Raw genomic sequence first — 26,114 nt, forward strand, 5'->3', positions numbered from 1 at the left:
ATGATGAAGAAAGAGAACGAGCAGAGGGGAGATCAATGATGGCGTATTATGGAGCGATTGAAGCTGGGGGTACAAAATTTTGTTGTGCAATCGGCAATGAGCATGGAGACATCTTGGAGGAAATGACGATTCCGACAGAGCACCCAGAGAAAACAATACAGCAGCTTATTCCATTTTTTAAGCAGCATGACATTGCAGCATTAGGGGTTGGCTCCTTTGGACCCATTTGTGTTCAAAAGGATGATCCTTCATACGGTTATATTATGAACACGCCGAAAGTGGAGTGGAAGCATTATCCGTTCATTCCTGAGCTTGAGAAGCAATTAGGTGTCCCAGTATCCTTTACAACAGATGTCAATGCCGCAGCACTAGGTGAATTAACAAAAGGGGCAGCCAAAGGGCTAAGCAGCTGTTTGTATATCACGGTCGGTACAGGCATTGGTGCGGGAGCTGTTGTGAAAAATGAGCTTCTACACGGCCATTCACATCCTGAGATGGGACATATCCTTATCAGACAGGATGAATCAGATCCGTTTGCAGGTGTCTGTCCGGCACATGGAAATTGCTTAGAAGGGCTGGCAGCTGGACCAGCGATTGAGAAAAGGTGGGGAAAACCCGCCAAAGAGCTTACGCAGGAAGAAGCAGTTTGGGCACTTGAAGCGGATTATTTAGCGCAGGCGCTTATGCAGTACTCACTCATTTTAAGCCCAGAGCGCATCATCATGGGCGGAGGCGTCATGAAGCAAAAGCAGCTATTCCCACTCATTCGAGAGAAGCTGGCTGCTTATGTCAATGATTATGTGGATATGCCGCCGCTTGATACATACATTGTCTCCCCCGGGCTTGAGGACAAGGCTGGCATGACAGGTGCACTGCTCTTAGCCGTCGAAGCGAAGAGAAACGCCTGATAATAGAGTTTTGAAACACAACATGAGATAATGAAAGAGATGGAATCTATAAAAAAGGTGGTTGTTAAAATGGTCAAAAGCTTGAATGATACCGTAACATTGAATAACGGAGTCGAAATGCCTTGGTTTGGTTTAGGTGTATTCAAAGTGGAGGACGGCAATCAAGTGGTAGATGCCGTAAAAGCAGCCATACGAAACGGATATCGCAGCATTGATACGGCAGCTGTTTATAAAAATGAGACAGGCGTAGGAAAAGCGATTAAAGAATCTGGCGTGAAACGAGAAGACTTATTTATCACATCTAAAGTATGGAACACAGATCAAGGCTATGAAAAAGCGCTTGAAGCGTTTGACGCAAGCTTAAACCGATTAGGTCTTGATTACTTAGACCTCTATTTGATTCATTGGCCTGGACCAAATGCAGATACATTTAAAGACACATGGCGCGCACTTGAGAAGCTTTATAAAGATGGGAAAGTCAGAGCCATTGGAGTCAGCAATTTCTACATTCAGCATTTAGAAGAGCTGTTAAAAGATGCTGAGGTTGTTCCAGCTGTGAACCAAGTTGAATTTCATCCGAAACTGACACTTGTTGAACTGCGTCAATATGCAAAGGAAAAAGGCATTCAAATTGAGGCATGGTCTCCGCTGATGCAAGGGAAGCTATTAGATCATGACGTATTGAAAGACATTGCTGCACGCTACAACAAATCTGTTGCTCAAATCATCTTGCGCTGGGATCTGCAAAGCGGTGTCGTGACAATTCCAAAATCAATCAATGAAGAACGCATTAAACAAAATGCAGACATCTTTGACTTCGAGCTTTCCAAAGAAGACATGGAAAAAATCGATGCATTAAACAATAACGAACGCGTCGGCTCAAATCCAGAGACGATGACGGTTGGGTTTGAATAAATAATAAAATCCTCTTTCTTATATGAGAAAGAGGATTTTTTACGTACTGCTTCGGCGCACAGCCAAGAGCATGATAAAAGATAGGATCACAATACAAATCGTCCAAGCCCAAGCAAGCTCCATTCGTCCAGAATCAATTGCCACATAGATAGCGGTTGGGAGTGTTTGCGTTTTTCCTGGGATGTTGCCGGCAAACATTAAGGTCGCCCCGAATTCTCCAAGGGCTCTGGCAAAGCTGAGGATGCTGCCTGACAAGAGGGAAGGCAGGGCAAGTGGTACTGTTATATAGGCAAAGACTTGGAATGAATGAGCACCATCTACTTTTGCAGCCCCTTCAATATCTGACTCAATGGTTGAAAATCCGGCTTTTGCTGATTGATACATAAGCGGGAATGCCACAACCGTTGATGCAATTACCGCCGCCCACCATGTAAAAATGACAGGTTGGTGGAAGATCCATTCAATCACGCCTCCGATCAAGCTATGCCTTCCGAATATGACGAGCAATAAAAACCCTACAACTGTTGGCGGAAGGACAAGCGGCATCATCAAAAGCGTTTCTACGATCATTTTCCCCTTAAATGAAGTTCGCGCCATCCAATAGCCAATCATTGTACCAAAAACTGTTGCCAGCAGCCCGCTCACAACGGCAACTTGCACGGACAGCCAGATGGGAGAAAGGAATTCTTCAGTGAGCATGGGCATTATGTCACTTGAAAGCCGTACTTTTTAAAAATGGATTTGGCTGCTTTTGATTGTAGAAATTGAAAAAAGGACTTGGCTTCCTCTAAATGTTCTGTCCCTTTTACGATCCCTACTGGGTAAATGATCGGGGAATGCATGTCCTGATTGGCTTCAGCTGCAATCTTTACTTTTTTGGAAACGAGGGCATCTGTCTTATACACAACACCTGCTTCCACATTTCCTGTTTCTACGTAGCTTAAAACCTGCCGCACATCCTTGCCGTACACAGCGTTCTTTTTCACTTGATCCCAGATGTTCAGCTTTGTGAAAATCTCTTTGCCGTATGTACCAGCAGGAACGGATTCAGGTGTGCCAAGAGCAACCTTTCCTTTTATATGCTGGACGTCTTGAAAGCTTTTAATAGAGGAAGATTGATCTTTTGGCACAATGAGTACAAGCTCATTTTGGATAGCATCCTTGATAAAATGTTGATCGATGTCTCCAGATTTCACAAGCTCATCAAAGGGCGCTTCAGCTGCTGAGAAAAAGAGATCGGCCTTTGCCCCTTGCGCAATTTGCTGCTTCAATGCGCCGGATGACCCGAAATTATTTGTTAATGTCACATTCGGATGCTCATCATTATAAGTGGATTCAATTTCCTTTAGTGCATCCTGAAGACTTGCCGCAGCTGAAATGACAAGCTCAGTTTTTTTGGTTGTATCCGATGACTTCATCTCTGTTTGACACCCGCTCAGGAGCAAACAGATGGCGATGAAGGCGAAGAACGCATACTTCATGTTCACACCTCTTATTATTCAATATCATCTGTATCCTTTATTATAAGCAAACTTATTTGACCATTCATAGGCTTTCAGTAAAAAGAGAAAAGAAAAGCCGCCAGAAGGCGACTTTTAATGCTGATAAAAACGGAGCAAATTCCCATTGATCACTTTGTCTGATAAGGAAAGCTCTTTATTGGCTTTTTCGATATAAGGCTGACACACCTCATCCTGTTCAACAGGCTCTTTTGTTTTTTGATCATAGCAGGTGTTCTTTGTATAGAGATAATCATTTGTAATAAAGTTTCCGTTTCTCAAAACAGCAAAAGGCGTCCGTTCGTTTGAAAATAAGTCATTGCCAAATTGAATGGCATCCTTCGTTTCAATACCGAGTAAGTGCAGGAGTGTCGGCTTCACGTCGATTTGCCCAGCTGTTTCAGAAATTGTCTGCGGTGCTTGGTCTGTGACTCCCGGAATGTAAATCAAAAAGGGAACCCGCTGCAATTTCACAGCATCAAACGGTGTGATTTCATCTTTATTGAGCAGCTCTGCCATTGCCTGATGATGTGCCTCGGAGATGCCATAGTGATCCCCCATGAGAACAAACATTGTATTGTCATACAGTCCTTCTTCTTTCATACGTTCAAAAAATGTCTTAATGGCTTCATCCTGATAGCGGACGGTCGTCACATAGCGGTTTAAAATGGCGCTGGACGAATCATATTCATCAATCAATTGATCGTTTGGATCGATTTCAAATGGAAAGTGATTGGTCAAGGTAATGAACGTGCTGTAATAAGGTGCCTTCAACTTTTTTAAATAATCAATGGATTGGTCAAAGAAGTCGATATCCTTTAAGCCCCAGCCAGTTGAATTCTGTTCATTGACTTGATACGAATCGACATCATAAAAGCGGTCAATCCCAAACGATTCATACATCACATCACGATTCCAAAACGTTTTATTATTCGCATGAAATTGGACGGATTGATAGTTCTTTTTTTTCAACTGCTTGTATAACGTGTCGTATTCGTTGTCACTCGCTGTGAAAAAGACAGCGCCGCTGCTAGATGGATAGAGGGAATTTGCGACAATAAACTCTGAATCCGACGTCTTTCCTTGCTCAGTCTGCTGATAAAATTCATCAAAATAAAAACTCTTTTTAGCGAGTTGATTTAAAAAGGGGGTGATGTATTGTCCATTCACCTTTTGATCAACGACAAATTGCTGGGTTGATTCGAGTGAAATGAACACCACGTTCTTGCCTTTAGCAAGTCCAAAGTACTCTTCGTTTGGTGCACTGTAATCAGCCTTTGTGTAGTTTGCTACGGTTGAAAGTGTATCTTCATCTGCAAAGGCTTTTTGTCCAATTCGCGCTGTTTGAGCAGCGCCGTCATACAGGTGGAACTGGAACAGCCCAAGGTTTCGTACAATCACTTCTCGATCATAAGAGCTTGTCAGAAAACGAGGGTGATCCATCATGGCTGAACTGACATGAAACAATAGAAAGCTGCAGCACACGGCATAATATGTTTTGATCGTCTTAAAGGAGGCTTTTGGTGCTAAAGGTTTACGCTTTAACAGCCATGCCAGTACCACGAAATCAATGAGCATCAGCAAAAACAGCGGTTGGAACAATTCTGTCATACTGCTGCCCATATCCCCCATGTTTTTCGCTTGGAATAATACAGGGATCGTAATGAAATCAATATAAAATCCATAAAAGATCGTATTCGCTATGAGAATCGCCGTCAAAATAAAATTTGCGGTCAATAAAAAAATCTTTTGCTTCTTTTCATTTAAAAAAAGAGCAATCCCAAACAAAGGGAGCAAAAAGCTAAGTGGATTGATCAAAAGCAGCCATTCATGAAACAGATTGGCCGTTCTTATGTGAAACCCGAATTGATATATGATGTATGTTTTCATCCACATGAAGAGGATGGAATACACTAAAAACCAGTGATTTTTGAAGAACGCTTTCATTTATGTAGCTCCTCACCATTCTGTATTCAGCTGCAAGGCAAAAACACTTATCTTAAACCTACTAAAAAAATGAGGAATGATCAATTCATATCCTGTTTTTTCGGAAAAACTCTTTTTGATTCATTAGAATGGGATGGATATGCCGCAGATGACGGCGATGTAATAGCAGGTAACGACGGTAAGAGCAGCTAGTACGACTTGTTCTCCTGTGCTGCCTGTTTTGACATAGAAGGGAAGACGCACTTTAATGGAAGCTGGAAATAAAAATTTAATCCCGTTCACTGTTCCTGCATCCAGGATGAGATGGCTTGCCATCCCGACTAGTAAACCGATACTTAGGCTGTCATTTGGAATGTATGTTGTCGCTAGAAAATAAATGATCAGCAAAAATAATAAACTATGTGTAAACGTGCGATGACCGAACACACTGCTGATCAGTGTCGAGAGCAGCGGGAATTTTCTGCCGATTTTACTTTTTGTATGGCAAAGGTCAGGGATCAGGGCACCAACTGATCCAGCAGCAGCCATCGTCACTGGGTCAAATCCATAATAGTAGGCAACGGCTGTAGAGGCGGCAACTCCGCCCATGATGTGTGTTTTTCCTGTCATGATGCGTACTCCTGTTCTATCTTTAGTTCAAGTACTCACTATATCAAGGGTGGATTCATTCAGCAAGGCTTATTTCTAAAGAAAAAGAGGCCAAAATGGTTGGCTGAATGGAAAAACATTCTATAATAAGGGAGAAGTCATGTTGATACTAACGATAAGGATGCGATTCGGATGGGTAATGCAGACATTTTAAAAGAAATTGTTCTTGTACATTATGAAGTCAGCCGTAAATTAAACCGCAAGTTACTTGAGTTAGAGAAAGACATCACACCCCCGCAGATATATGCTCTTTCTATTTTGATACAAGGCAAAGTATCACATGCCGAAGAGCTGAAGCAAAGACTCTCTTTAAACCCTGGTGCAGCCTCTATTGCACTCAATAAATTATGTGAGCAGGGTTATATTCAAAGAGAACGGGACAAGGACGATTCATCACTTGTTCGTTTAGAAGTCACGGAAAAAGGGATGGCGATTTATGAAAAGCATACACGTCTTTTCGGAAAAGTGATTCAGCATATGATGTCAGACTTCACAAAGGATGATTTAAAAACCTTTCTGTCGTACTTGCAAAAAATGAGACAGACCTTTCATGATGATTGAGCCTCTTCCCTTGTATAATGCTGAGCGCTGTAGCGCAAATTAAACAGGCAACCGCATTTTATGAAAAGGGAGGAAACAGCGATGTCATTTTTCCAAAAGGATAAAAAGGCGAAAAGTGAGAAAAACCATCAGCAGGTAGATCAGCTGTTAGAGGAAGCAAGTAAAGAGCTAGCAGGCGATCCGCTTCAGGAAGCTGTACAAAAGAAGAAAAACAACCAACAATAAGCATGTAAAGGGCAGAGAAACCGTTCTCTGCCTTTTTTCTATGTTTTTCCCTTTGACAGATGTGAGAATGTTTGATAACCTTCGTGTAGTAAAAATGAATAGAAATCCTCACGCTATGTCTCAGTGAGGTAGAGGTTGCGCGGATGATGAGTCACTCATAGGAGAGATGGAATCGTAGATCATGAGAAAAAAGGCATCAGCGCCGAAGTGTAAAGAGAGCTCCAACTTTCTTTATGCTGGGTCTGCATTGAATAAATGCAGGACTGCCACGTCTTTGAAGCGTGGAGGGCTATCCGGAGATCAAGGTGTATGTTTTGAAAAGCATGGACTTTTGTTCAGGCTTTTTTTTATGTTCTGAGTAACAAAAATAAGGGTATGCTGTGAATAAGTAATCCATGATGAACATAAAGAATGCAAGTCATTGCTTCACAAATATATCAATGAAGATACTGCCGGGTCTGGTCCAAAGTGAATAAAACGGAGGTACGGAAATGGAACAGACAAAAAAATGGGGTTTTTGGTTATTGACGGCTTTTGTCGTCGGAAATATGGTAGGTTCAGGCATCTTTATGCTGCCAAGTACGCTTGCCCAGCACGCCAGTCCTTTAGGTGTGACGATGGCATGGCTTGTCACAGGCGGCGGTGTGCTGATGATTGCGCTTGTATTTGGGCATTTGTCCATTCATAAGCCGCAGCTGACGGCTGGACCACAAAGTTATGCAAGGGCGCTTTTTAAAGATCCGAAAAAAGGGAAAGCGGCCGGTTTTACAATGGTTTGGGGATATTGGGTGGCAAGCTGGATTAGTAATGTCGCAATTATTACAAGCCTTGCTGGTTATTTGACGACTTTTTTCCCTATTCTCACCGTGAAGACTGAAGTTTTTACCTTTGGAAAAGAAGCGGTCACACTTGGCCAGCTCATGACGTTTATCGTATGTACCCTTCTTCTATGGGGAACACATACCATTTTAATCACTAGCTTAAGTGCTGCAAGTAAATTGAATTTTATTACGACCTTTTCGAAGGTGCTTGGATTCGTCCTTTTTATTGTAGCTGGATTATTTGCATTTCAAACGGCATTATTTGAACATTATTACTTCCCAGTTGAAACAGGCGGAGAAGGAGTGCTCGGACTTGGTGGCCAAATTCATCATGCGGCTATTTCCACACTATGGGCATTTATTGGGATTGAATCAGCTGTCATTTTATCAGGAAGAGCATCCTCACAGCGTGATGTGAAACGTGCGACGATTACAGGTCTTTTAATCGCACTTTCGATCTACATGATTATCACATTGATTACAATGGGCGTTCTGCCGCATGATCAATTGCAAGGCTCTGACAAACCATTCGTGGATGTGCTTCAGCTTATTATTGGGCCAGCTGGCGGAATTGTCATGGCGCTGCTGGCGATTATTTGTTTGTTTGGTTCGATGCTTGGCTGGATTTTACTTGGTTCAGAAGTACCGTATCAAGCAGCAAAGGCTGGTGATTTTCCAGCAGTATTTGCAAAAACAAACAAAAAAGGAAGCCCTGCTTTCGCTTTGACTGTTACAAATATTATGTCACAGCTGTTTATCTTCTCTGTGATGTCACGTACGATTAATGAAGCTTTTACCTTTTTAACCACATCAGCGACACTTGCGTATCTTATTCCGTATATTGTGTCTTCCATCTACAGCTTTAAGGTCATCATGCAAGGTGACACATATGAGCTTCAAAAAGGGAATCGAACAAGAGACGGTATCATTGCACTTGTTGCGATGGGATATTCAGCTTGGGTCATTATTTCAGGAACAGCCGACTTGAAAACTTTTGGTCTTGGAATCGGTCTATTCTTAGTGGGTATTTTGCTTTATCCACTTATGTCAAAAGGATTTGCCAAAGAAACGGTATAAGATAAGGAAGACGTTTCTCCATCTCTGGAGAAACGTTCAGCGTGTAGACAAACCCTCGCATTCGTTGTCAGGTCTGCGCTTCGGTGCTCACGAATGTTCAATTCGCTCCGCTCCGGTACTCGTCCTTCCTAGACTGCAAAGGTTTTCTATCACGCTGAAAAGAAGACAAAGGGCTAAAATAAAGCTCATTTTATCCCTTTGTCAATAATTTGGACGTTTCTCCATCTCTGGAGAAACATTTTTTTATGATGCAGATGTCAATCGGTCCACAATGAACTCTAGCTGACCTTCTAGTGACACTGGGTCATTAAAGAAGTAACCGACGGGATCTATTTCAAATACACGTTTATTTTTGACGGCAGGAAGTGATGTCCAAATGCTGCTTTGATACACTTGGTCACCATTACTTTTTGAGCCGCTCCATGGACCTGTGAAAATATAGTCGCCTGCGAATTCTGGCAGCTTCTCAAGAGAAATGTTTGCATAGCCGACACCGCTGTCGATTGCTTCTTTTTTGACGGCCTTCGGTGCTTTTAATTTCAGCTCGTCATAAATGATTTCGCCCCCGCGGCCAAAGGTGTTTCCAAAAATATAAATACCTTTATCAAATGGCGATACGATCGAAACCGTTTTGCTGCCGACCGCTTTTGTTACCTTTGGTTTCACCTCAGCAATTTTGGTATCCCATTTCGTGATCCATTCTGTTGCTTTTTTTGGTGTACCTGTCATTTTACCGAATTCTTTTAGCTGGTCTTTGAAGGAATATTGGTTGTATTTAACCGCTACAGTTGGGGCGATTTTTTTGTATTGATCAAACTTCTCGTCTTCTCCCCATGCAATGATCATATCTGGCTTCAAAGCGGCTACCTTTTCGACTGATGGGGTCCTTCCGAGATTTTCCACTCCATCTGTTTTCCCTTTATAAAAAGGGTTTTTAAAGATGGGTGATGTTGTAGCAACCGGCGTCTTGCCGAGTGTGACGAGGTCCCCGTAATAGCTTTCTGCAAGAAGCACTATTCGTTTCGGATTTTTCGGTAGCTTCACTTCACCTTTGGCATCCTGATAGGTGATCATGTCATTCTTTTTCTCTGCAGATTGTTTATTTGAAGTGCTGCCGCAGGCGGCTGTAAAGATCATAAGGATGGATAAAGAAATCAAAAGAAATCCAGTTCGTTTTTTCACAAAAGTTCTCTCCTATTCACTTTCCTTTGATAATGATTCTCATTTTCAGTTTTATCGTAACATGATAGGAACAAAAATGCATCGGCTAATTTAGAACCAAAAGAAAAATGATGAAATTCTCACAGTTTTTTGCCGAAAATAAAGAAATTTATCAGAACAGTGATTTCAAAAAGAAAAGAAAGTGATATACTAGACTTCGAGATTGATAATCATTATCACTAATACAGAATAGACATGAACGGAAAGGAAGAGACTGGTTTTGGGCTCACAATCGAATAAACAGCTGCCAGCCAGCGATGATACGATCGATATTGTCACGAAGCCTTTTGGAACAGCAGCTGTTATCATCATAGGAATGATCGCTTTAGCATTTGGTCTTTTTTTATCAGTATCATTAGGAGCGGCAAACATTCATCTACAGACTGTATGGGAAGCCGTTTTTCATTTTGATCCACATCAAACTTCACATCAAATCATTCGGGAATTGAGGCTGCCGCGTACAGTTGGAGCTGCCCTCGTCGGTGCCTTTTTAGCCGTATCAGGTGCCATTATGCAAGGAATGACAAGAAACGCGCTTGCGTCACCTGAGATTATGGGCGTGACAAATGGCTCCGCATTTGCGATTGCCATTGCATTAGCATTTTTCCCTGGCCAATCTTCTTTTACATTAATTCTTTGGTCATTTGTTGGAGCCGCACTCGGTGCCTCTATTGTATTTGGTGTCGGTACTATGTCAAAAGGGGGGCTGACTCCTGTAAAGCTCGCACTAGCTGGTACAGCGGTTGGAGCACTTTTGAGCTCCATCTCCTCAGCCATTGCCATCCGTTTTGACGTCGCTCAAGATATGAGCTTTTGGTATGCTGGCGGAGTGGCAGGTGTGAATTGGAGTAACATTCATATCATCATTCCAGTTGCCATTGCAGGACTAATCATTGCAATGATCCTTGCCCGTTCGATCACGGTTTTGAGCTTAGGTGAAGAACTGGCGAAAGGACTTGGACAATATACAAAAACGGTCAAGGTGCTTGGTATATTGGTTGTTATTCTTTTAACGGGTGCTGCCGTGTCGGTAGCAGGCTCTATTGGTTTTATTGGGCTTGTGATCCCTCATGTCACTCGATTCTTGGTTGGAGTGGACTACCGCTGGATTATCCCATGCTCTGCTATTTTAGGAGCCACTTTGTTAATTTATGCAGACATTGCTGCAAGGCTGGTCAACGCTCCGTTTGAAACGCCAGTCGGTGCCATTACTGCGATTATAGGCGTTCCTTTCTTCTTATACTTAGCTAGACGTGAAAGGAGCGGGATTTAAATGGAAATGGTGCAGCAAGCAAAGAAAAAGAAGTATCAACGAACGATGCTCATGATCTTTTTCGCGATCGTAGCTGTGTTTCTCATTAGTTTAAATACCGGAGAAATTCGAATCTCTCCGATGGATACATTAAAAACACTTTTTGGATTCGGAAGTGAAATGGATGAACTCGTATTATTCGAGTTCAGGCTTCCAAGAATGGTCATCGCTTTACTTGTCGGCGCTTCTATCGCTGTATCAGGAGCGATTTGGCAAGGTGTTTCTCAAAATGGTTTAGCTGACCCGGGTATTCTCGGTGTCAATGCCGGTGCTGGTTTTGCCGTTGTGCTATTTATCTTTGCATTTCAAGGCACGATGACAAATTTAGGTGATTTTACGATTTTTGTACTGCCGCTTTTCGCGTTCGTAGGTGCAGGCTTTGCTGCATTTCTCATCTATGTGTTAGCGTGGAAAAAAGGCATCACACCTGTTCGATTGATTTTAACTGGTATTGGTGTGAATGCTGCGTTTTCAGCAGCAATTGTGGTCATCCAGTTGAAAATGAGCCCAAATGATTTTAACCAAGCCATCGTGTGGTTATCTGGAAGCATTTATGGCTCGAGCTGGACGTACGTCTTATCTGTTCTGCCATGGATGCTGATTTTCCTTATATTAGCGCTTGTCAGATCACGCTACTTAAACATTATGAATTTAGGTGATCAGCTGTCCTATGGATTGGGCATTTCTGTTCATAAAGAAAGAAGCCTTCTCATGCTGATTGCCGTTGCATTAGCAGGTGCGAGTGTTGCTGTTGCAGGAAGTATCTCTTTCCTAGGATTAGCCGCACCGCACTTAGCTAGAAAGCTTGTTGGGCCAAAGCATCAAGGAATGATACCGGCCTCCGCGCTGATTGGCGCGCTGTTATTATTACTGGCAGATACAATTGGCCGCGTCATCCTTGCACCATCAGAAGTGCCAGTTGGCCTTGTCGTTTCTGCTTTAGGCGCACCTTACTTCATTTACTTATTGATGAAATCGAACTAATGAGGAAGGAGAGACAACATATGAAATCACTCGAAACAGAAAAGCTTTGTATCGGTTATCAAGACCGTTTGATTGTAGAAGATTTGAATGTCAGTATCCCAAAAGGCAAGGTGACAACACTGATTGGACCGAATGGCTGCGGGAAATCAACCATTTTAAAAACGATGTCTCGTATTATGAAATCCAATCGAGGAGCTGTTTACTTAAATGGCAAGGCTATCCATGAGACGCCGACAAAAGAAATTTCAAAACAAATGGCGATCTTACCGCAAACGCCCGAAGCACCAAGTGGATTGACAGTGTATGAGCTCGTGTCATATGGACGTTTCCCGCATCAAAATGGGTTTGGCCGCTTATCAAATGAAGATAAACGAATCATTAGGTGGGCACTTGAGGAAACGGGAATGATTGCTTTTCATGATCGGCCAATTGAAGCACTTTCCGGCGGACAGCGTCAGCGTGTATGGATTGCGATGGCACTTGCCCAAGAAACAGAGCTGCTCCTATTAGATGAACCTACGACGTATTTGGATCTTGCACATCAGCTCGAGATTCTTCAGCTGTTAGAACGCTTAAATAGGGAGCAGGGCCGAACTGTGTTGATGGTCATCCATGATTTGAATCATGCGGCGCGTTTTTCACATTACATGATTGCCCTCAATCAAGGGAAAGTCATAAAAGATGGTACGCCTCATGAGGTCATGACCAAAGATGTACTCAGTCGGGTATTCCATATTGATGCAGAAATTGTGCTTGATCCTAGAACGAATAAGCCGATCTGTTTAACATATGACTTAATGAATCATGAACGAAAGTTAGAAGCTGTGAATGGATAATAGATGTAAAGGAACCCGGTGCAGCTACCGGGTTTTTTTGCATGTTTGAAACTTCCTAGTCCTTCCATTTTCTCCAGTTGATATTTTTTCGCTTTTATGCAGAAAAGAGGTACTTTTTTACTTTAGACAATGGTAATATACGGTTAGAGATCATGCTAGAAAGGAAAGAGATGCGTGGAAACAGCAAAAATATTGATTGCAGATGACGAAGAAGCAATTGTGAAAATGGTTGAACGCGTATTAAAAAAAGAAGGATTCAAGCATATTTATAAAGCCTACCATGCAGATGAAGCATTAGATATTGTCAAAAACGAGGACATCCACCTCTTACTTCTAGATGTAATGATGCCCGGTAAGTCTGGTTTTGACGTTCTGCCTGAAATCAGAAAGTTAACGAAAGTGCCTATTTTCTATTTAACTGCAAGAACGTCTGATGTCGATAAACTGACGGGCTTTGCACAGGGGGCAGATGATTACATCACGAAGCCATTTAACCCGCTTGAGCTAGTGGCTAGAATTAAGGCTCACCTAAATCGAACATATATCTCCTTACAGGAGGAGCAAGAAGACACTCAAAGCCAATATCATTATGCCCATTTCTCCTATCATCCTCATGCAGCCGAATTGAAAGTAAGAGGAGAGGTGACGGCATGTTCTGCTCAGCTTCTTTCTTTGCTGAAGTACTTTTGTGACCATCCGAATGTGGTACTCTCAAAAGATCAAATCTATGAGAAAGTATGGGGCGTCCCATCATATGGTGATAACAACACTGTCATGGTTCATATTCGAAAGCTGAGAGAAAAGATTGAATTAGATCCGAGTCAGCCAGAATATATTGTGACGATCCGTGGTATGGGATATAAATTTATACCCCACCCTGCAAAGGTCCTTCAATAATTTATGAATTTACGATCAAAACTTTTCTTTCACTTTGTCGGACAAATGTTTATTGTGATTGCCATTCTGACGATCGGGCAGACGTTCTCTGAAAATTTATATATAACAAAACAATACGAGAACATGGCTGAAACTGGTTTAACAAAAGCTGATGGAGATACACTCATGAGCTGGCTTTATTTTAACGAGGATGGAAAAATGGAAGCCGACGATCAGCTCAAGCAAGCAGTGAAAAAACGAGACGGCTGGCTGCAAGTGATTGATTCAAAAAAGAATACTGTTTATAGCTATCACCGCCCTAAATCCATTCCAACATCCTATCAAAAGGATGAAATGATCAAGATCTTTGAAAAAAAAGAATTTAAAGATTACAAGATGTACTTCTGGCCCATTGAGATTGATCAAGAAAGCTTTATTGTGTTATATGGGTTCAAAACGAACAGCACAAAGGTAGCCAATTATCTGAAACAGCACGAGAAAAATTTGGCTGCATTATCTCAATATTCGGTTGAAACGAAAGAATTCTTGAAGAGAATGAACGGATCAGTTCATTTGTTCAATGACGAAGGAAAATATTTAAAAGGCATTCGAGCCAACACCGATTTGAAACATAACGTAACAGATGTTGAACTGCTCAAGTATCAATCGAAGCCTTGGGAGTTTAGAAGTGACCTCACTTATATAAAAGTGAATAAAAAACTATATATCATCGTTTCAGTACCAAATAAAGTATACAGCCCGGACGAGCTTTACGATAAAGAGAGAGACGCTTTAAATCAATATACAACCATCTTAATTGCAGGTCTTGCACTCACTATTATTATTGTCATGACATTATGGTATTCGTATCGTTATGGGCTGCCAATTTATCACATTATTCGCTGGCTGATTTTCTTATCAAAAAATAAATTGCAGGAACCAACAAATAGAAAGGGAATTCCAGTCAGCAAAAATAAAAAAGGCCGTATTAAGCGGGAATACCGATTATTTGAGGATATCCTAAAAACAATGGAGCAGCTTACACTTACATTAAAAGAGAATGAAGCAAACCGAAGAAAAATTCAAACCACAAGGGAAGAATGGATTGCAGGATTGTCTCATGATTTGAAAACGCCTCTAAGTACGATTTACGGCTATGGACTCATGCTTGAATCCGATCAATATCAATGGTCCAAGGAAGAAGTCATGGAAATGGGACAGGTGATTCGTGAGAAATCAGAATACATGTCAACACTGATTGAGGATTTAAACCTCACGTACCGATTGAAGAATGGTGCCCTGCCTATTAATCGGAAACCGGTTGAACTCAGTGAATTTTTAGCTTCCATTATGGACGAGTTTTCAAGAAGCTCTTCTTCTGAGGATTATCCATCCTCCTTTGAAGATCAAACAGATGGTGTCATATTTGAGATCGATAAAGCATGGTTCAGACGAGTGATTGAGAACCTGCTGGCGAATGCAGTGAAGCATAACGAAAAAGGCACACATATTACAGCTGTTTTATCTGAAACAAATGAAGAAGTTCGAATCGAAATGAAAGACAATGGCCGCGGAATGGCACAGGAAACGGTGGATCACCTATTTAACCGCTATTACAGAGGGACAAATACAAACGATCCAACGAACGGAACAGGTCTCGGGCTTGCGATAGCAAAAGAGCTCGTCTTGCTGCATGACGGTGACATTCAAGTTGAAAGTGAACTAGGCATTGGAACAACTATTGCGATTATCCTAAAAAAATCATCACCTGTAAAATAGCCAAAAAACGATTTTCTTTTCTAAAGGAGATCGTTTTTTCCTGTTTTAGGATTGAAATCAATTTTGTAAACGATTACAATAAAATTGTTAACGTGAACAAATTATTTTTATCTATAAGAGAGATGGGGGAGTTTGATGAAAGCCTTTTTAGATGATCAGTTTTTACTCAACAGTCAAACGGCGGAAAAGCTATACCATGAGTTTGCAAAGGACCTTCCAATTATAGATTACCATTGTCATTTAAGCCCCAAAGAAATCTATGAGAATAAAACCTTCCATAATATCACCGAAGCATGGCTTTACGGAGATCATTATAAATGGCGTGCCATGAGAGCAAATGGCATACCCGAATCGCACGTCACAGGGGATGCCTCAGACTATGAGAAATTTCTGGCGTGGGCGAAGACTGTTCCCATGACCATTGGAAACCCGCTCTATCACTGGACTCATTTAGAGCTGAGACGATATTTTGGAGTTGAAGAACTTTTAAACGAAAAAACCGCACACATCATCTGGCAAAAAGTAAATGAAAAGCTGCAGGGAGAGGGTTTTGGTGCAAGAGACTTCATTCTGAAATCGAACGTTGAAACAGTCGTGACAACAGATGATCCAGTCGATTCGCTTTGTTATCATCAAAAACTGCGGGAAGAAGGATTCACTGTGCAAGTACTGCCCGGATTTCGGCCTGACAAGGCTCTAGATATAACGAATCACCTATTTACAGTGTATGTTCACGAACTGGCAGAGGCTTCATCTACTTCAATACAATCCTATCAAGACTTTTTGACAGCTCTCCTCGCAAGAATTGATTTTTTCCATGAACAAGGCTGCTTGATCTCAGATCATGCTATTAACGAAATGACGTTTGAAGAAACGACGGAAGAAGAAGTGGAAGCCATCTTTCATAAAAGAATGTCTGGTCATTCATTGACAGAAAAAGAGAAGATCAAATTTAAAACACAAACATTCATTCAGCTAGGTCAGGCTTACTATGAGCGGGGCTGGGCAATGCAGCTGCATATCAATGCGCTTAGGAACAACAATACGAAAATGTTTGAGCGGCTTGGGCCAGATACAGGGTATGATGCGATGAATGATGAAGACATTGCCAAGCCGCTTTGCCGAATATTAGACCGTTTAGATCAAGAACAGGCACTGCCAAAAACCATTCTCTATTCCTTGAATCCTCGGGACAATGTTGTGATTTCCACATTGGCTGGAAGTTTTCAAGACGGGACGACACCTGGGAAGATCCAGCACGGCACAGCTTGGTGGTTTAATGATACGAAACAAGGGATGACAGAGCAGATGATGGCTCTATCCAGTATTGGACTGATCAGCCGTTTCATTGGGATGCTGACAGATTCACGAAGCTTTTTGTCGTATACAAGGCATGAATATTTTCGAAGACTGCTATGCGATATCATCGGAGATTGGGTAGAAAAAGGAGAAGCCCCTTATGATCTTGAACTGTTAGGGGGAATCGTGAAAGGAATCAGCTATAAAAATGCCAGGCAGTATTTTCAATTTGACCGGGCAAAGCAGCTCCAGCATCCAAACTGAATGACATGAAGAAAATGAAAGCGGTTTTATGATAAGATGGTAAAAAATCATAAAAGGCGGAATAGCATGACAGTCACAATTAAAGACATAGCAAAATTGGCAAACGTCTCTCATACCACGGTATCAAGGGCTTTGAATAACAGTCCTTTTATTAAAGAGAAGACAAAACAAAAGATTTTGTCGATTGCAAAACAGCTGAATTATTCACCGAATGTCCATGCGAGAGGCCTAGTATCACAAAAATCATTCACAATTGGTCTGTTTTTTACGAGTTTAACAGAAGGCACATCTTCAAGCTTCTTTGTGGATGCGTTAAAAGGTGTCAATAGCGTCATGACAGAGCATTATAATCTCTTTGTAAGAGGAATTGACGACTTTCACGATTACACAACCATTCATAAACAACGCTACGATGGCATTTTGCTCATGAGTCAAAGCGAACACGATGAAGCATTTATTCATCATGTGAAAAAACAGGGCATACCCATCATTGTGCTGAATCGCCGTGTAGAAAGTCATGAGGTTATGAATATATTAGCAGATGATAGTCAAGGAGCTTACCAGGCTGCACACCATTTCATTCAGCAAGGTCATGAACAAATCGCCATCATTGAAGGGAAAGAAGGCTTTAAATCAACTCAAGAAAGAAAAGCTGGTTTCCTGCAAGCGCTAATTGATCACCAAATACCTATGAAGAAAGAATATATGATGAAAGGCGATTATCATATGAAAAGCGGCTATGAATCAATGGAATCGCTGCTGGCCCTTGATGAACCGCCAACAGCGCTCTTTTGCTCAAACGATGACATGGCGATTGGTGCAATGAATGCATTATTTGCAAAAGGCAAAACGTGTCCAGGTGATATTTCTATTATTGGATTTGATGATATTGCTTTTTCGTCCTATACCACACCTGCATTGACAACGGTGAAAAAACCGATTGAAAAAATGTGTGCACTTGGAGCAGAAGCTATCCTTTCAGTAATAAACGGTGAAGAGCAAGAAGAGGATCATATGGAAAAAGTGTATGTCCACACAGAGCTGATGATTAGAGATTCAGTCAAAAAGGTGCAGTAATCAGCACCTTCTTAGAAAAATGTTCACGTGTGCATATTTCTTTGGAGAGGGGAATCCATTTGAAACGATTATCAAAAGCCATATACCCGGCGGCTGAGTATCCGGAAACGATTTTGCAGATTGGCGAAGGAAATTTTATGCGAGGATTTATCAATTGGCACATCCAGAAGCTGAACGACTGCACAGATTTTAAAGGAAGAGCGGTTGTTGTCCCTCCACGAAAAGGATCGGTAGCAGCCTTAAATGAACAAGATGGCTTGTACACATTATGTATTCAGGGATATCATGACCAGCAAGAAATGAATGAACGTATGATCATCCAATCGATTAGCAGAGGAATTAGTACGTATACGGATTACGAGGAGTTTTTACACGTAGCGGAAAACCCGAATCTTCGCTTTGTCTTCTCAAACACGACAGAGGCAGGACTTGTGTTTAGAAAAGAGGATCGTTTGGAGGATCGGCCGCAAGCCAGTTTTCCAGGAAAGCTGACATCGTTCTTGTATCACCGGTTTAAAGCATTTGCTGGAGATGAGCAGAAAGGACTGATCATTCTGCCTTGTGAATTGGTTGAACAAAATGGTGATCGATTGAAGGAATACGTGATCAGTATGGCAACTGAGTGGGAACTGCCGCCTGCGTTTATTACATGGATTAAGAAAGCCAACACGTTTTGTAATACACTTGTGGACCGGATTGTCCCTGGATTCTCTAAGGAAGCGGCTGAAATTGTACAAAAGGAGGAAGGGTATATCGACGAATTGCTTGTCACGGCAGAATATTATCATCTTTTTGTCATTGAAGCGCCTGCCTTTGTACAAAAGGAGCTCCCCTTTCAAGAAGCAGGATTAAATGTACTTTTTGTAGAGGATATTGCGCCTTATCGTATGAGCAAGGTACGAATTTTAAATGGTGCACATACAGCGATGGTGCCGATTGCCTATTCATGCGGTTTAGAAACTGTAAAAGAAGCTGTGGATGATGAGCATGTTGGTCCGTTCGTCCGGCGTATGCTGGAGGAGGAAGTACTTCCAGGGCTTAAACTCCCTGAAGATGAGCTTCTTCTTTATACACAATCCGTTTGGGATCGTTTTTGCAATCCATTTGTAAAGCATCAATTGCTGGATATTGCACTGAATGGGGTATCCAAATTCCGAACCCGTAATCTTCCGTCATTGCTTGATTATGTTGAACGAAAGAAACAGCTGCCAATGAAACTTGTGTTTTCACTTAGCAGTCTCATTTATTTCTACAGAGCACATGCAGGAAGGGTCAAGGATGATGAAACTGTGCTAACGCTCATGAAGGAAGCATGGGAAGAGGAAAACCATTCTAATGAAGGAGTTGCAGCGAAAATTCTTTCATGCGAGTCATTATGGGGCAGAGATTTAACAGATATAAATGGATTGAGTCAAGCTGTAGCTGATCAGCTTAGCCTCATACAGACGCATGGGATGAGAGCAGCTGTTCATCGAATGATGCTTCATCAATATGAAAGTCAGGGGGAGAAAGCATGAAAGACTTTATTATCATCCACCCTTCAGATAATGTCGGTATTGCTTTAAAAGGACTTGAGCAAGGGGAGGAGCTGCAGCATCAAGGACATACGATTATCTTAAAAGAGACCGTCGCCAAAGGTCATAAGTTTGCATTGGCTGAAATCAAGCAAAGAGAGAATATTATCAAATATGGCTATCCCATTGGTCATGCAGTGACTGCCATTTCTGCTGGAGAATGGGTGCATACGCATAATATCAAAACCAATCTATCTGGCAAGCTAGAATACGAATACCAGCCTTCATTATCAGAAAACCCCTATGAAAAAACGAATCTTACATTTAAAGGATATAAACGAAAAAATGGAGGAAGCGGAATTCGCAATGAGCTTTGGATTGTTCCTACCGTTGGATGCGTAAATGGTATCGCCGATCAAATGATCCAAATATTCACCGCTGAAATGGGTGGAAACATCCATCCTTTTGAAACAGCCCTTGTATTAAAGCACAATTATGGTTGCTCACAGCTTGGGGACGATCATGAAAATACCAAAACCATTTTACAAAATGCGGTGAAGCACCCTAACGCTGGAGGAGTACTCGTTCTTGGACTTGGCTGTGAAAACAATGACATTGAGGATTTTCAGTCCACATTAGGTGAATATGACCGTACGAGAGTGAAATTTTTAAGAAGCCAAGAGGTAGGAGATGAGATAGAAACGGGAGTCGCTTTACTCAAGGAAATTTATGATGCGGCGAAAGAAGATCATCGTGAAGACATTCCGTTATCTGAGCTGAAAATTGGCTTGAAGTGCGGAGGATCAGATGGATTCTCTGGTATTACCGCAAATCCGCTTTTAGGCAGACTGTCCGATTTTATTGTTGCTCAAGGCGGCACGACAGTGTTAACAGAAGTGCCCGAAATGTTTGGAGCAGAAACGATTTTAATGGAGAGAGCGGAATCAGAAGCGACTTTCGACAATATTGTGCAAATGATCAATGACTTTAAACAATACTTCATGGATCATCGACAGCCGGTATATGAAAATCCTTCCCCGGGAAATAAAGCAGGTGGAATTTCGACATTAGAGGATAAATCTCTTGGCTGTACACAAAAAGCAGGTACTTCTGATATTAAAGATGTATTGAAATATGGGGAACTGCTGAAACAAAAGGGATTGAACCTATTAAGTGCACCTGGTAATGATTTGGTTGCTTCATCTGCACTGGCTGCTTCTGGTTGTCAAATGGTCTTGTTTACAACAGGCCGGGGGACACCATTTGGTACGTTTGTGCCAACAATGAAGATCTCAACAAACACAGCCTTATATGAAACAAAAAAGCACTGGATTGACTTTAATGCTGGAGAACTGCTTGAAGATGTACCAGAAGATATTGTATTAGAAAAATTCATTTCAACTGTCATTGATGTGGCGAGCGGGAAGCTGTTAAATCATGAAAAAAACAATTTTAGAGAGCTGGCTATTTTCAAAACAGGTGTCACACTTTAAGTCGACTGGGGGATGAGTACGTGTCTAAAAAACGGGATTTGATGTATATCACAGCAGGAACGGTACTAACTGGAGTTGGAATTGCTCGTTTAGCAAAGCAAGGGAAGAAAGATAAAAAAGTAAACGGAATTGATCAAGTGCTAAAGCAGATAAAAGCACCGCAGTTCCCAGATCGTGAATTGAATGTGGTGCATTATGGAGCAGATGCGGAAGGGCAAGAGCTTTCAACAAATGCTATTCAGTCTGCCATTGATGATGCGCACCGGTTGAAAGGGGGGCGGGTGCTGATCCCAGCAGGGAGATTTATGACAGGTGCTTTAGAATTGAAAAGCAATGTAGAACTTCATCTGCATGAGAAAGCCTATGTGACATTCAGCCAAGACCCAAAGGATTACTTGCCTCTTGTACTGACAAGATATGAAGGGGTTGAACTTTATAATTATTCACCTCTCATTTATGCACACCATGCAGAAAATATCGCTATTACGGGAGCAGGAACGCTTGATGGCAGAGGGGATGAGCATCATTGGTGGCCTTGGAAGTATGGGACAAATGGCCAGCCCTCTCAGGATCGGGATCGCCAGCTTTTGTTTGAAATGGCGGAAAAGAGAATACCGGTAGAAGAAAGGGTATTTGGAGAAGGTCATTATTTAAGGTCAAGCTTTATTCAGCCATACCAATGTCAGCATGTGCTAATCGAAGGAGTGACAGTGAAGGATTCACCGATGTGGCAAATTCATCCTGTGTTAAGTGATAACGTCATCGTCCGCGGCGTTAAAATCATTGGGCATGGACCAAACACAGATGGTGTCAATCCGGAATCATGCCGGAATGTGCTCATTGAAGATTGTTATTTTGATAACGGAGATGATTGTATTGCCATCAAATCGGGCAGAAACGAGGATGGACGGAGAATCGGGATTCCATCTGAAAACATTGTCATTCGTAGAAATGAGATGCGGGATGGACACGGCGGTGTGACGATCGGGAGCGAGATCTCTGGCGGGGTAAAGTATGTTTATGCAGAAGATAATGTCATGGACAGTCCGAACCTTGACAGGGCACTGCGTATTAAAACCAACTCTGTCCGAGGCGGCACCATTGAACATATTTATTTTAAAAACAATACAGTGAAAAGTCTAAAGCATGAAGTGGTCTGTATCGACATGATGTATGAGGAAGGAGATGCTGGTCCGCACCGTCCTGTTGTACGTCATATTGAAGTGGAAGGACTCAAAAGCAGCGGCGGACGATATGGTGTGAAAATAGCCGCATACGCACATTCTCCTGTGACACATTTTAAAATGAAAGATTGTGTCATAGATGATGTGGCGTATCCCTTATCTTTAGAGCATGCCGTTTCTCCTGCTTTTCAGAAAGTCGTCATCAATGGAGAACAAATCAATTCATTGAAGAGTGAAAAACAGTCTTTTTAGAGGCTGTTTTTTTGTTTTAGGAACAGAAAAGATGCTTTTAGAAATCACATATACAACCTATCTGCACTGTAGTATAATATTCCCGAAATTAGAAAAGAATTGACGAAAGAGATTTCGTTAAGCAGTACATAAACAGGGGGTTCACTCATGAAAAAGTTAACAGCTATTTGGCTATCGTTATTGCTTGTGATGGGTGTTTTAGCAGGATGTGCAGGCGCTGAGACAGATCACAAAGCAAAAGGGTCACAAAATAAAGAAACAGCCACTGCGGCATTTCCAGTATCGATAAAAGATGCAGCTGGCAAAACAGTTGAAATCAAAGAACAGCCTAAACGAATTGTTTCGTTAATTCCAAGTAATACGGAGGTTGCTTATGCACTCGGTCTTGGAGATAAAATGGTTGGACGATCAGACTTTGACAATTATCCAAAGGAAGTCGAAAAGGTAGAGAAGATTGGCGGACTTGAATTCAATGTCGAGAAGGTCATTTCCTTAAAACCAGATCTTGTCTTAGCACATGCATCTCAGATGGGATCAAAAGATGGATTTAAACAGCTTGAAGATGCAGGGATCCAAGTGCTGACTGTAAATGATGCAACGTCCTTTAAGGATGTGTACAAATCAATCAATATGATCGGTGAAGCAGCTGGCGTGAAAGAAGCATCAACAAAGCTTGTAGACGAAATGAAAACAAAGCTGAATGACATCAAGAAACAAGCAGAGGGGATTTCGAAAGACAAGCAAAAAACAGTCTTTGTCGAAGTGTCAGGTGCACCTGAAATCTATACAACTGGTAAAAATACATTTATGGATGAAATGCTTTCTGTTATCCATGCCAAAAATGCTGCAGGCGATCAAACTGGGTGGGTGCAAATGACGGAAGAATCGATCATCAAGCGAAATCCTGATGTCATCGTGACAATTGATGGTTCCAGCTTAGCTGACTTGAAGAAAAGAGACGGCTGGAATGCAATGAAAGCAGTGAAAGAAAAACAAGTCTTTCAATTGAATACGGATCTCGCATCAAGACCGGGACCGCGATTGGTTGAAGGAGTCGAGGCTCTTGCGAAAAACGTCTATCCTGATACGTTCAAATAAATTGACCATCGCATATACACTAAGTGTTTTACTTCTTGTGATGAGCATTGGAATGGGAATCTCCTTTGGAAGCTTAGGGATTCCCATTCCTTCTATTCTTCGTATATTTGTTCATGAACTATTCGGCGTGCAGTTTGGAACCATTGATTCTATCGATCGCAATATTATGATGAACATTCGGCTGCCAAGGGTCATATTAGCGGCATTAGTCGGAGCAGCACTTGCGTTATCTGGTTCAGCTTTTCAAGGTTTATTAAAAAATCCTCTTGCTGACCCTTATACGCTGGGGGTATCTCAAGGGGCATCAGTTGGAGCCGTAGCGACCCTGTTTTTCAGCTTGCAGCTCCCGCTTTTTGGCAGTTTCACACTGCCATTATTCAGTATGACAACAGCGCTTGTGACCCTCTGTCTCGTTCTCTTTTTTGCGCGTCTTGTTCATCGGGGGATGAGCATCTCTTCTTTAATTTTAACAGGAGTAATTTTCAGCTCTTTTTTGGGTGCGCTCATTTCATTGATGACTGCTTTAACAGGTGATGATCTAAAAGAGATCATTCATTGGCTACTTGGCAGTGTGTCCATGAGGGGCTGGCGTTATATTGTGCTTTTTCTTCCTTTCTTTCTTATTGGGACCTTTGCGTTAATGTTGATGGGGCGAGATTTGAATGTGATGACGTATGGCGAGGAGAAGGCAAAGTTATTAGGTGTACATGTGAAAAGGAGCAAATATATTGTGCTGCTGGCGGGATCGATCCTGACTGGAAGTGCAGTTGCGGTATCAGGGACGATCGGTTTTGTAGGACTTGTGATTCCACATTTTATCCGCCTCTTAACTATCACGGATCACCGGCATCTGCTGCCTTTGTCTATGCTGAACGGTGCTTCCTTTCTTGTATTAGCAGATGTGTTATCCCGTACCATCATCGAGCCGACTGAATTACCGATTGGCATCATTACTGCGTTAATTGGTGCACCTGTATTTGGCATCATCCTCATTCGTAAATATAGAGGGGGGACGCACATATGATTCAAGTGAAGGAAATCAGAGGTGGATATGGAGAGAAAGAGGTCATTCGTGGCATTAATCTTGAAGTAAAGCAAGGAGAATTTCTCGGTATACTCGGCCCAAACGGGAGCGGTAAGACGACCCTGCTTAAAATGATGGCAGGAATTTTATCACCTAAGAGCGGTGAAGTACGCCTTGACGGTCACCTTGTTCAATCCTATCAGCCAAAGGCGCTTGCGCAAAAGATGGCAGTTCTGCCGCAGAAAACGGACCAAGCTTTTTCATTTACTGTGGAAGAAACCGTCCAATTCGGTCGTTATCCATATCAAAAAGGGTGGCTGCAATCTGTCACGCAAGAAGATGTGCAGGTCGTCAGCAAAGTCATGGAACAAACGGGTGTTGCACAGTTTAAGAATCAATCCATCCATGAGTTAAGCGGAGGAGAACAGCAGCGTGTGTATTTGGCACAGGCATTGGCGCAGCAGCCTGAATATTTATTGCTGGATGAACCAACCAGCTTTCTTGATTTAGCCTATCAAAAAGATTTGCTTGATTTAATTAAAGAAGAAACTGCTTCCTCTAGGTTAACAGTCATTGGCGTATTCCATGATGTGAACATCGCCAGTTTATATTGTGATCGGCTGCTGCTGCTTCATGAAGGAAAGACTGACATGTTAGGAATGCCGCATCACGTCTTGACCACTGAACGAATCAACCGTGTGTATGAAACAAATGTGACACCGCTCCAGCATCCATTTAGGGCAAACCCTCAGCTGATGGTTGAGCCTGCAGCCTCTTCTAAAGCATCAATTGTAAACATAGCGGATGGCTGGAGGACATATGGCTCAGAAGGAATGACGTTTTCCATTAATCAGCCTCTTCGCATCCTTTCCTCACATAAGAAAAACGGCGGGTTCTTTTGGAAAAGGTCTATTGGAACGGGGACGAAGACGCTTCATGAGCAGCTAGAGTCAGCTGAAGATATGCTGTTTTTTGAGCAAGCTAACAGATTAGCACAATTTGCCGCAGAAGACGCCGAAGACGATATGATCCTTTACGGCATGCTTCAGCAGGAAGCGTTGACCATTTGGCTTATCCTAAAACGATCTTTAGCAGATGGCGCAGCTGTTCAGCTCATGGGGCAGCTTATGCACATCATCAAGCAAGAAACAAGTTATCCGATCCATCATCTGTGCATCGCTGCACCCAATACGCAAGAAACGGAAGATGCTGACCATTTACACGAAAGATTAGGACAAAAGGTACAAGGGCTTCTTCAAACGTTGAATGTCATTCAAAAGTGAACCAAAATGGTTCACTT

At 42.0% G+C, this 26,114-nt stretch carries 23 protein-coding genes and 1 riboswitch; of the genes, 18 read left to right on the forward strand and 5 right to left on the reverse strand.

From position 1 onward, the window contains the following. The first annotated feature begins 38 nt into the window (after positions 1 to 38). Both M1D84_RS03475 and M1D84_RS03480 read left to right on the forward strand, forming a co-directional pair. Positions 39 to 908: an ROK family protein gene (locus tag M1D84_RS03475; RefSeq protein WP_103131839.1), complete on the forward strand. Its 870-nt coding sequence runs from the start codon at positions 39 to 41 to the stop codon at positions 906 to 908. Positions 909 to 977: 69 nt separating this feature from the next. Continuing rightward, complete coding sequence (locus M1D84_RS03480) at positions 978 to 1,823, forward strand: aldo/keto reductase (protein WP_151039898.1); 846 nt, start codon at positions 978 to 980, stop codon at positions 1,821 to 1,823. 39 nt (positions 1,824 to 1,862) lie between these two features. Here M1D84_RS03480 and modB read toward each other — a convergent pair whose 3' ends face one another. From modB to M1D84_RS03500, 4 genes are all read right to left on the reverse strand, one after another. Continuing rightward, positions 1,863 to 2,528: a molybdate ABC transporter permease subunit gene (gene modB, locus M1D84_RS03485; RefSeq protein ID WP_025094109.1), complete on the reverse strand. Its 666-nt coding sequence runs from the start codon at positions 2,526 to 2,528 to the stop codon at positions 1,863 to 1,865. Then, positions 2,528 to 3,304: a molybdate ABC transporter substrate-binding protein gene (gene modA / locus M1D84_RS03490; RefSeq protein ID WP_103131614.1), complete on the reverse strand. Its 777-nt coding sequence runs from the start codon at positions 3,302 to 3,304 to the stop codon at positions 2,528 to 2,530. Before modA ends, modB begins: the two co-directional genes overlap by 1 nt. A 114-nt stretch (positions 3,305 to 3,418) precedes the next feature. Next, complete coding sequence (locus M1D84_RS03495; RefSeq protein ID WP_458106407.1) at positions 3,419 to 5,269, reverse strand: LTA synthase family protein; 1,851 nt, start codon at positions 5,267 to 5,269, stop codon at positions 3,419 to 3,421. Between the two features lie 123 nt (positions 5,270 to 5,392). Next, positions 5,393 to 5,878, reverse strand: a complete 486-nt coding sequence (locus tag M1D84_RS03500; RefSeq protein ID WP_172880319.1) for a metal-dependent hydrolase — start codon at positions 5,876 to 5,878, stop codon at positions 5,393 to 5,395. 171 nt (positions 5,879 to 6,049) lie between these two features. Here M1D84_RS03500 and M1D84_RS03505 point away from each other — a divergent pair, with 171 nt between their 5' ends. The 3 genes from M1D84_RS03505 (at position 6,050) to M1D84_RS03515 (ending at position 8,601) form a co-directional block, all read left to right on the forward strand. Then, positions 6,050 to 6,478, forward strand: a complete 429-nt coding sequence (locus M1D84_RS03505; RefSeq protein WP_024423455.1) for a MarR family winged helix-turn-helix transcriptional regulator — start codon at positions 6,050 to 6,052, stop codon at positions 6,476 to 6,478. Between the two features lie 81 nt (positions 6,479 to 6,559). Continuing rightward, a complete protein-coding gene (gene sspJ / locus M1D84_RS03510; protein ID WP_024423454.1) occupies positions 6,560 to 6,703 on the forward strand; it encodes a small acid-soluble spore protein SspJ in 144 nt (47 codons plus the stop codon). Between the two features lie 121 nt (positions 6,704 to 6,824). Continuing rightward, a riboswitch (Lysine riboswitch) is annotated at positions 6,825 to 7,003 on the forward strand. Positions 7,004 to 7,194: 191 nt separating this feature from the next. After that, on the forward strand, positions 7,195 to 8,601 hold the full coding sequence (locus M1D84_RS03515; RefSeq protein ID WP_041107769.1) for an amino acid permease: 1,407 nt from the start codon (positions 7,195 to 7,197) through the stop codon (positions 8,599 to 8,601). 243 nt (positions 8,602 to 8,844) lie between these two features. Here the strand turns inward: M1D84_RS03515 and M1D84_RS03520 are convergent, their stop codons facing one another. Then, complete coding sequence (locus M1D84_RS03520) at positions 8,845 to 9,783, reverse strand: iron-hydroxamate ABC transporter substrate-binding protein (RefSeq protein WP_213405034.1); 939 nt, start codon at positions 9,781 to 9,783, stop codon at positions 8,845 to 8,847. 259 nt (positions 9,784 to 10,042) lie between these two features. Between M1D84_RS03520 and M1D84_RS03525 the strand changes: the two genes are divergently transcribed. From M1D84_RS03525 to M1D84_RS03585, 13 genes are all read left to right on the forward strand, one after another. Beyond that, positions 10,043 to 11,095 (forward strand): FecCD family ABC transporter permease, encoded by a 1,053-nt coding sequence (locus M1D84_RS03525; RefSeq protein WP_024423451.1) that lies wholly within the window; start codon positions 10,043 to 10,045, stop codon positions 11,093 to 11,095. Beyond that, positions 11,096 to 12,118, forward strand: coding sequence for a FecCD family ABC transporter permease (locus M1D84_RS03530; protein WP_048237425.1), 1,023 nt, complete (start codon positions 11,096 to 11,098; stop codon positions 12,116 to 12,118). Positions 12,119 to 12,138: 20 nt separating this feature from the next. Continuing rightward, positions 12,139 to 12,954: an ABC transporter ATP-binding protein gene (locus M1D84_RS03535; RefSeq protein WP_024423449.1), complete on the forward strand. Its 816-nt coding sequence runs from the start codon at positions 12,139 to 12,141 to the stop codon at positions 12,952 to 12,954. Positions 12,955 to 13,128: 174 nt separating this feature from the next. Continuing rightward, a complete protein-coding gene (locus M1D84_RS03540) occupies positions 13,129 to 13,851 on the forward strand; it encodes a response regulator transcription factor (protein ID WP_024423448.1) in 723 nt (240 codons plus the stop codon). Positions 13,852 to 13,854: 3 nt separating this feature from the next. Continuing rightward, complete coding sequence (locus tag M1D84_RS03545; protein ID WP_268415414.1) at positions 13,855 to 15,609, forward strand: HAMP domain-containing sensor histidine kinase; 1,755 nt, start codon at positions 13,855 to 13,857, stop codon at positions 15,607 to 15,609. Positions 15,610 to 15,744: 135 nt separating this feature from the next. After that, on the forward strand, positions 15,745 to 17,172 hold the full coding sequence (gene uxaC / locus M1D84_RS03550; RefSeq protein WP_332284897.1) for a glucuronate isomerase: 1,428 nt from the start codon (positions 15,745 to 15,747) through the stop codon (positions 17,170 to 17,172). A 66-nt stretch (positions 17,173 to 17,238) separates the two neighbouring features. Beyond that, positions 17,239 to 18,249 carry a LacI family DNA-binding transcriptional regulator gene (locus M1D84_RS03555; RefSeq protein ID WP_073207414.1) on the forward strand — a complete coding sequence of 337 codons (1,011 nt, stop codon included), beginning with the start codon at positions 17,239 to 17,241 and terminating at the stop codon, positions 18,247 to 18,249. Positions 18,250 to 18,308: 59 nt separating this feature from the next. Then, positions 18,309 to 19,766, forward strand: a complete 1,458-nt coding sequence (locus M1D84_RS03560; RefSeq protein WP_332284896.1) for a tagaturonate reductase — start codon at positions 18,309 to 18,311, stop codon at positions 19,764 to 19,766. Then, entirely contained in the window at positions 19,763 to 21,256 is a 1,494-nt protein-coding gene (locus M1D84_RS03565) for a UxaA family hydrolase (RefSeq protein ID WP_332284894.1), read from the forward strand. Before M1D84_RS03560 ends, M1D84_RS03565 begins: the two co-directional genes overlap by 4 nt. 20 nt (positions 21,257 to 21,276) lie before the next feature. Then, on the forward strand, positions 21,277 to 22,692 hold the full coding sequence (locus M1D84_RS03570) for a glycoside hydrolase family 28 protein (RefSeq protein WP_135031178.1): 1,416 nt from the start codon (positions 21,277 to 21,279) through the stop codon (positions 22,690 to 22,692). A gap of 147 nt (positions 22,693 to 22,839) precedes the next feature. Further along, positions 22,840 to 23,790 carry an ABC transporter substrate-binding protein gene (locus M1D84_RS03575; protein ID WP_024426031.1) on the forward strand — a complete coding sequence of 317 codons (951 nt, stop codon included), beginning with the start codon at positions 22,840 to 22,842 and terminating at the stop codon, positions 23,788 to 23,790. Beyond that, a complete protein-coding gene (locus tag M1D84_RS03580) occupies positions 23,756 to 24,814 on the forward strand; it encodes a FecCD family ABC transporter permease (RefSeq protein ID WP_332284891.1) in 1,059 nt (352 codons plus the stop codon). The genes M1D84_RS03575 and M1D84_RS03580 overlap by 35 nt, the downstream gene beginning before the upstream one ends. Next, the gene (locus M1D84_RS03585; protein WP_332284890.1) at positions 24,811 to 26,097 is read left to right on the forward strand and encodes a heme ABC transporter ATP-binding protein; all 1,287 of its coding nucleotides are present in this window, start codon (positions 24,811 to 24,813) and stop codon (positions 26,095 to 26,097) included. The genes M1D84_RS03580 and M1D84_RS03585 overlap by 4 nt, the downstream gene beginning before the upstream one ends. The last annotated feature ends 17 nt before the right edge of the window (positions 26,098 to 26,114 follow it).

It is taken from the genome of Bacillus sp. PK5-006 (assembly GCF_054161415.1).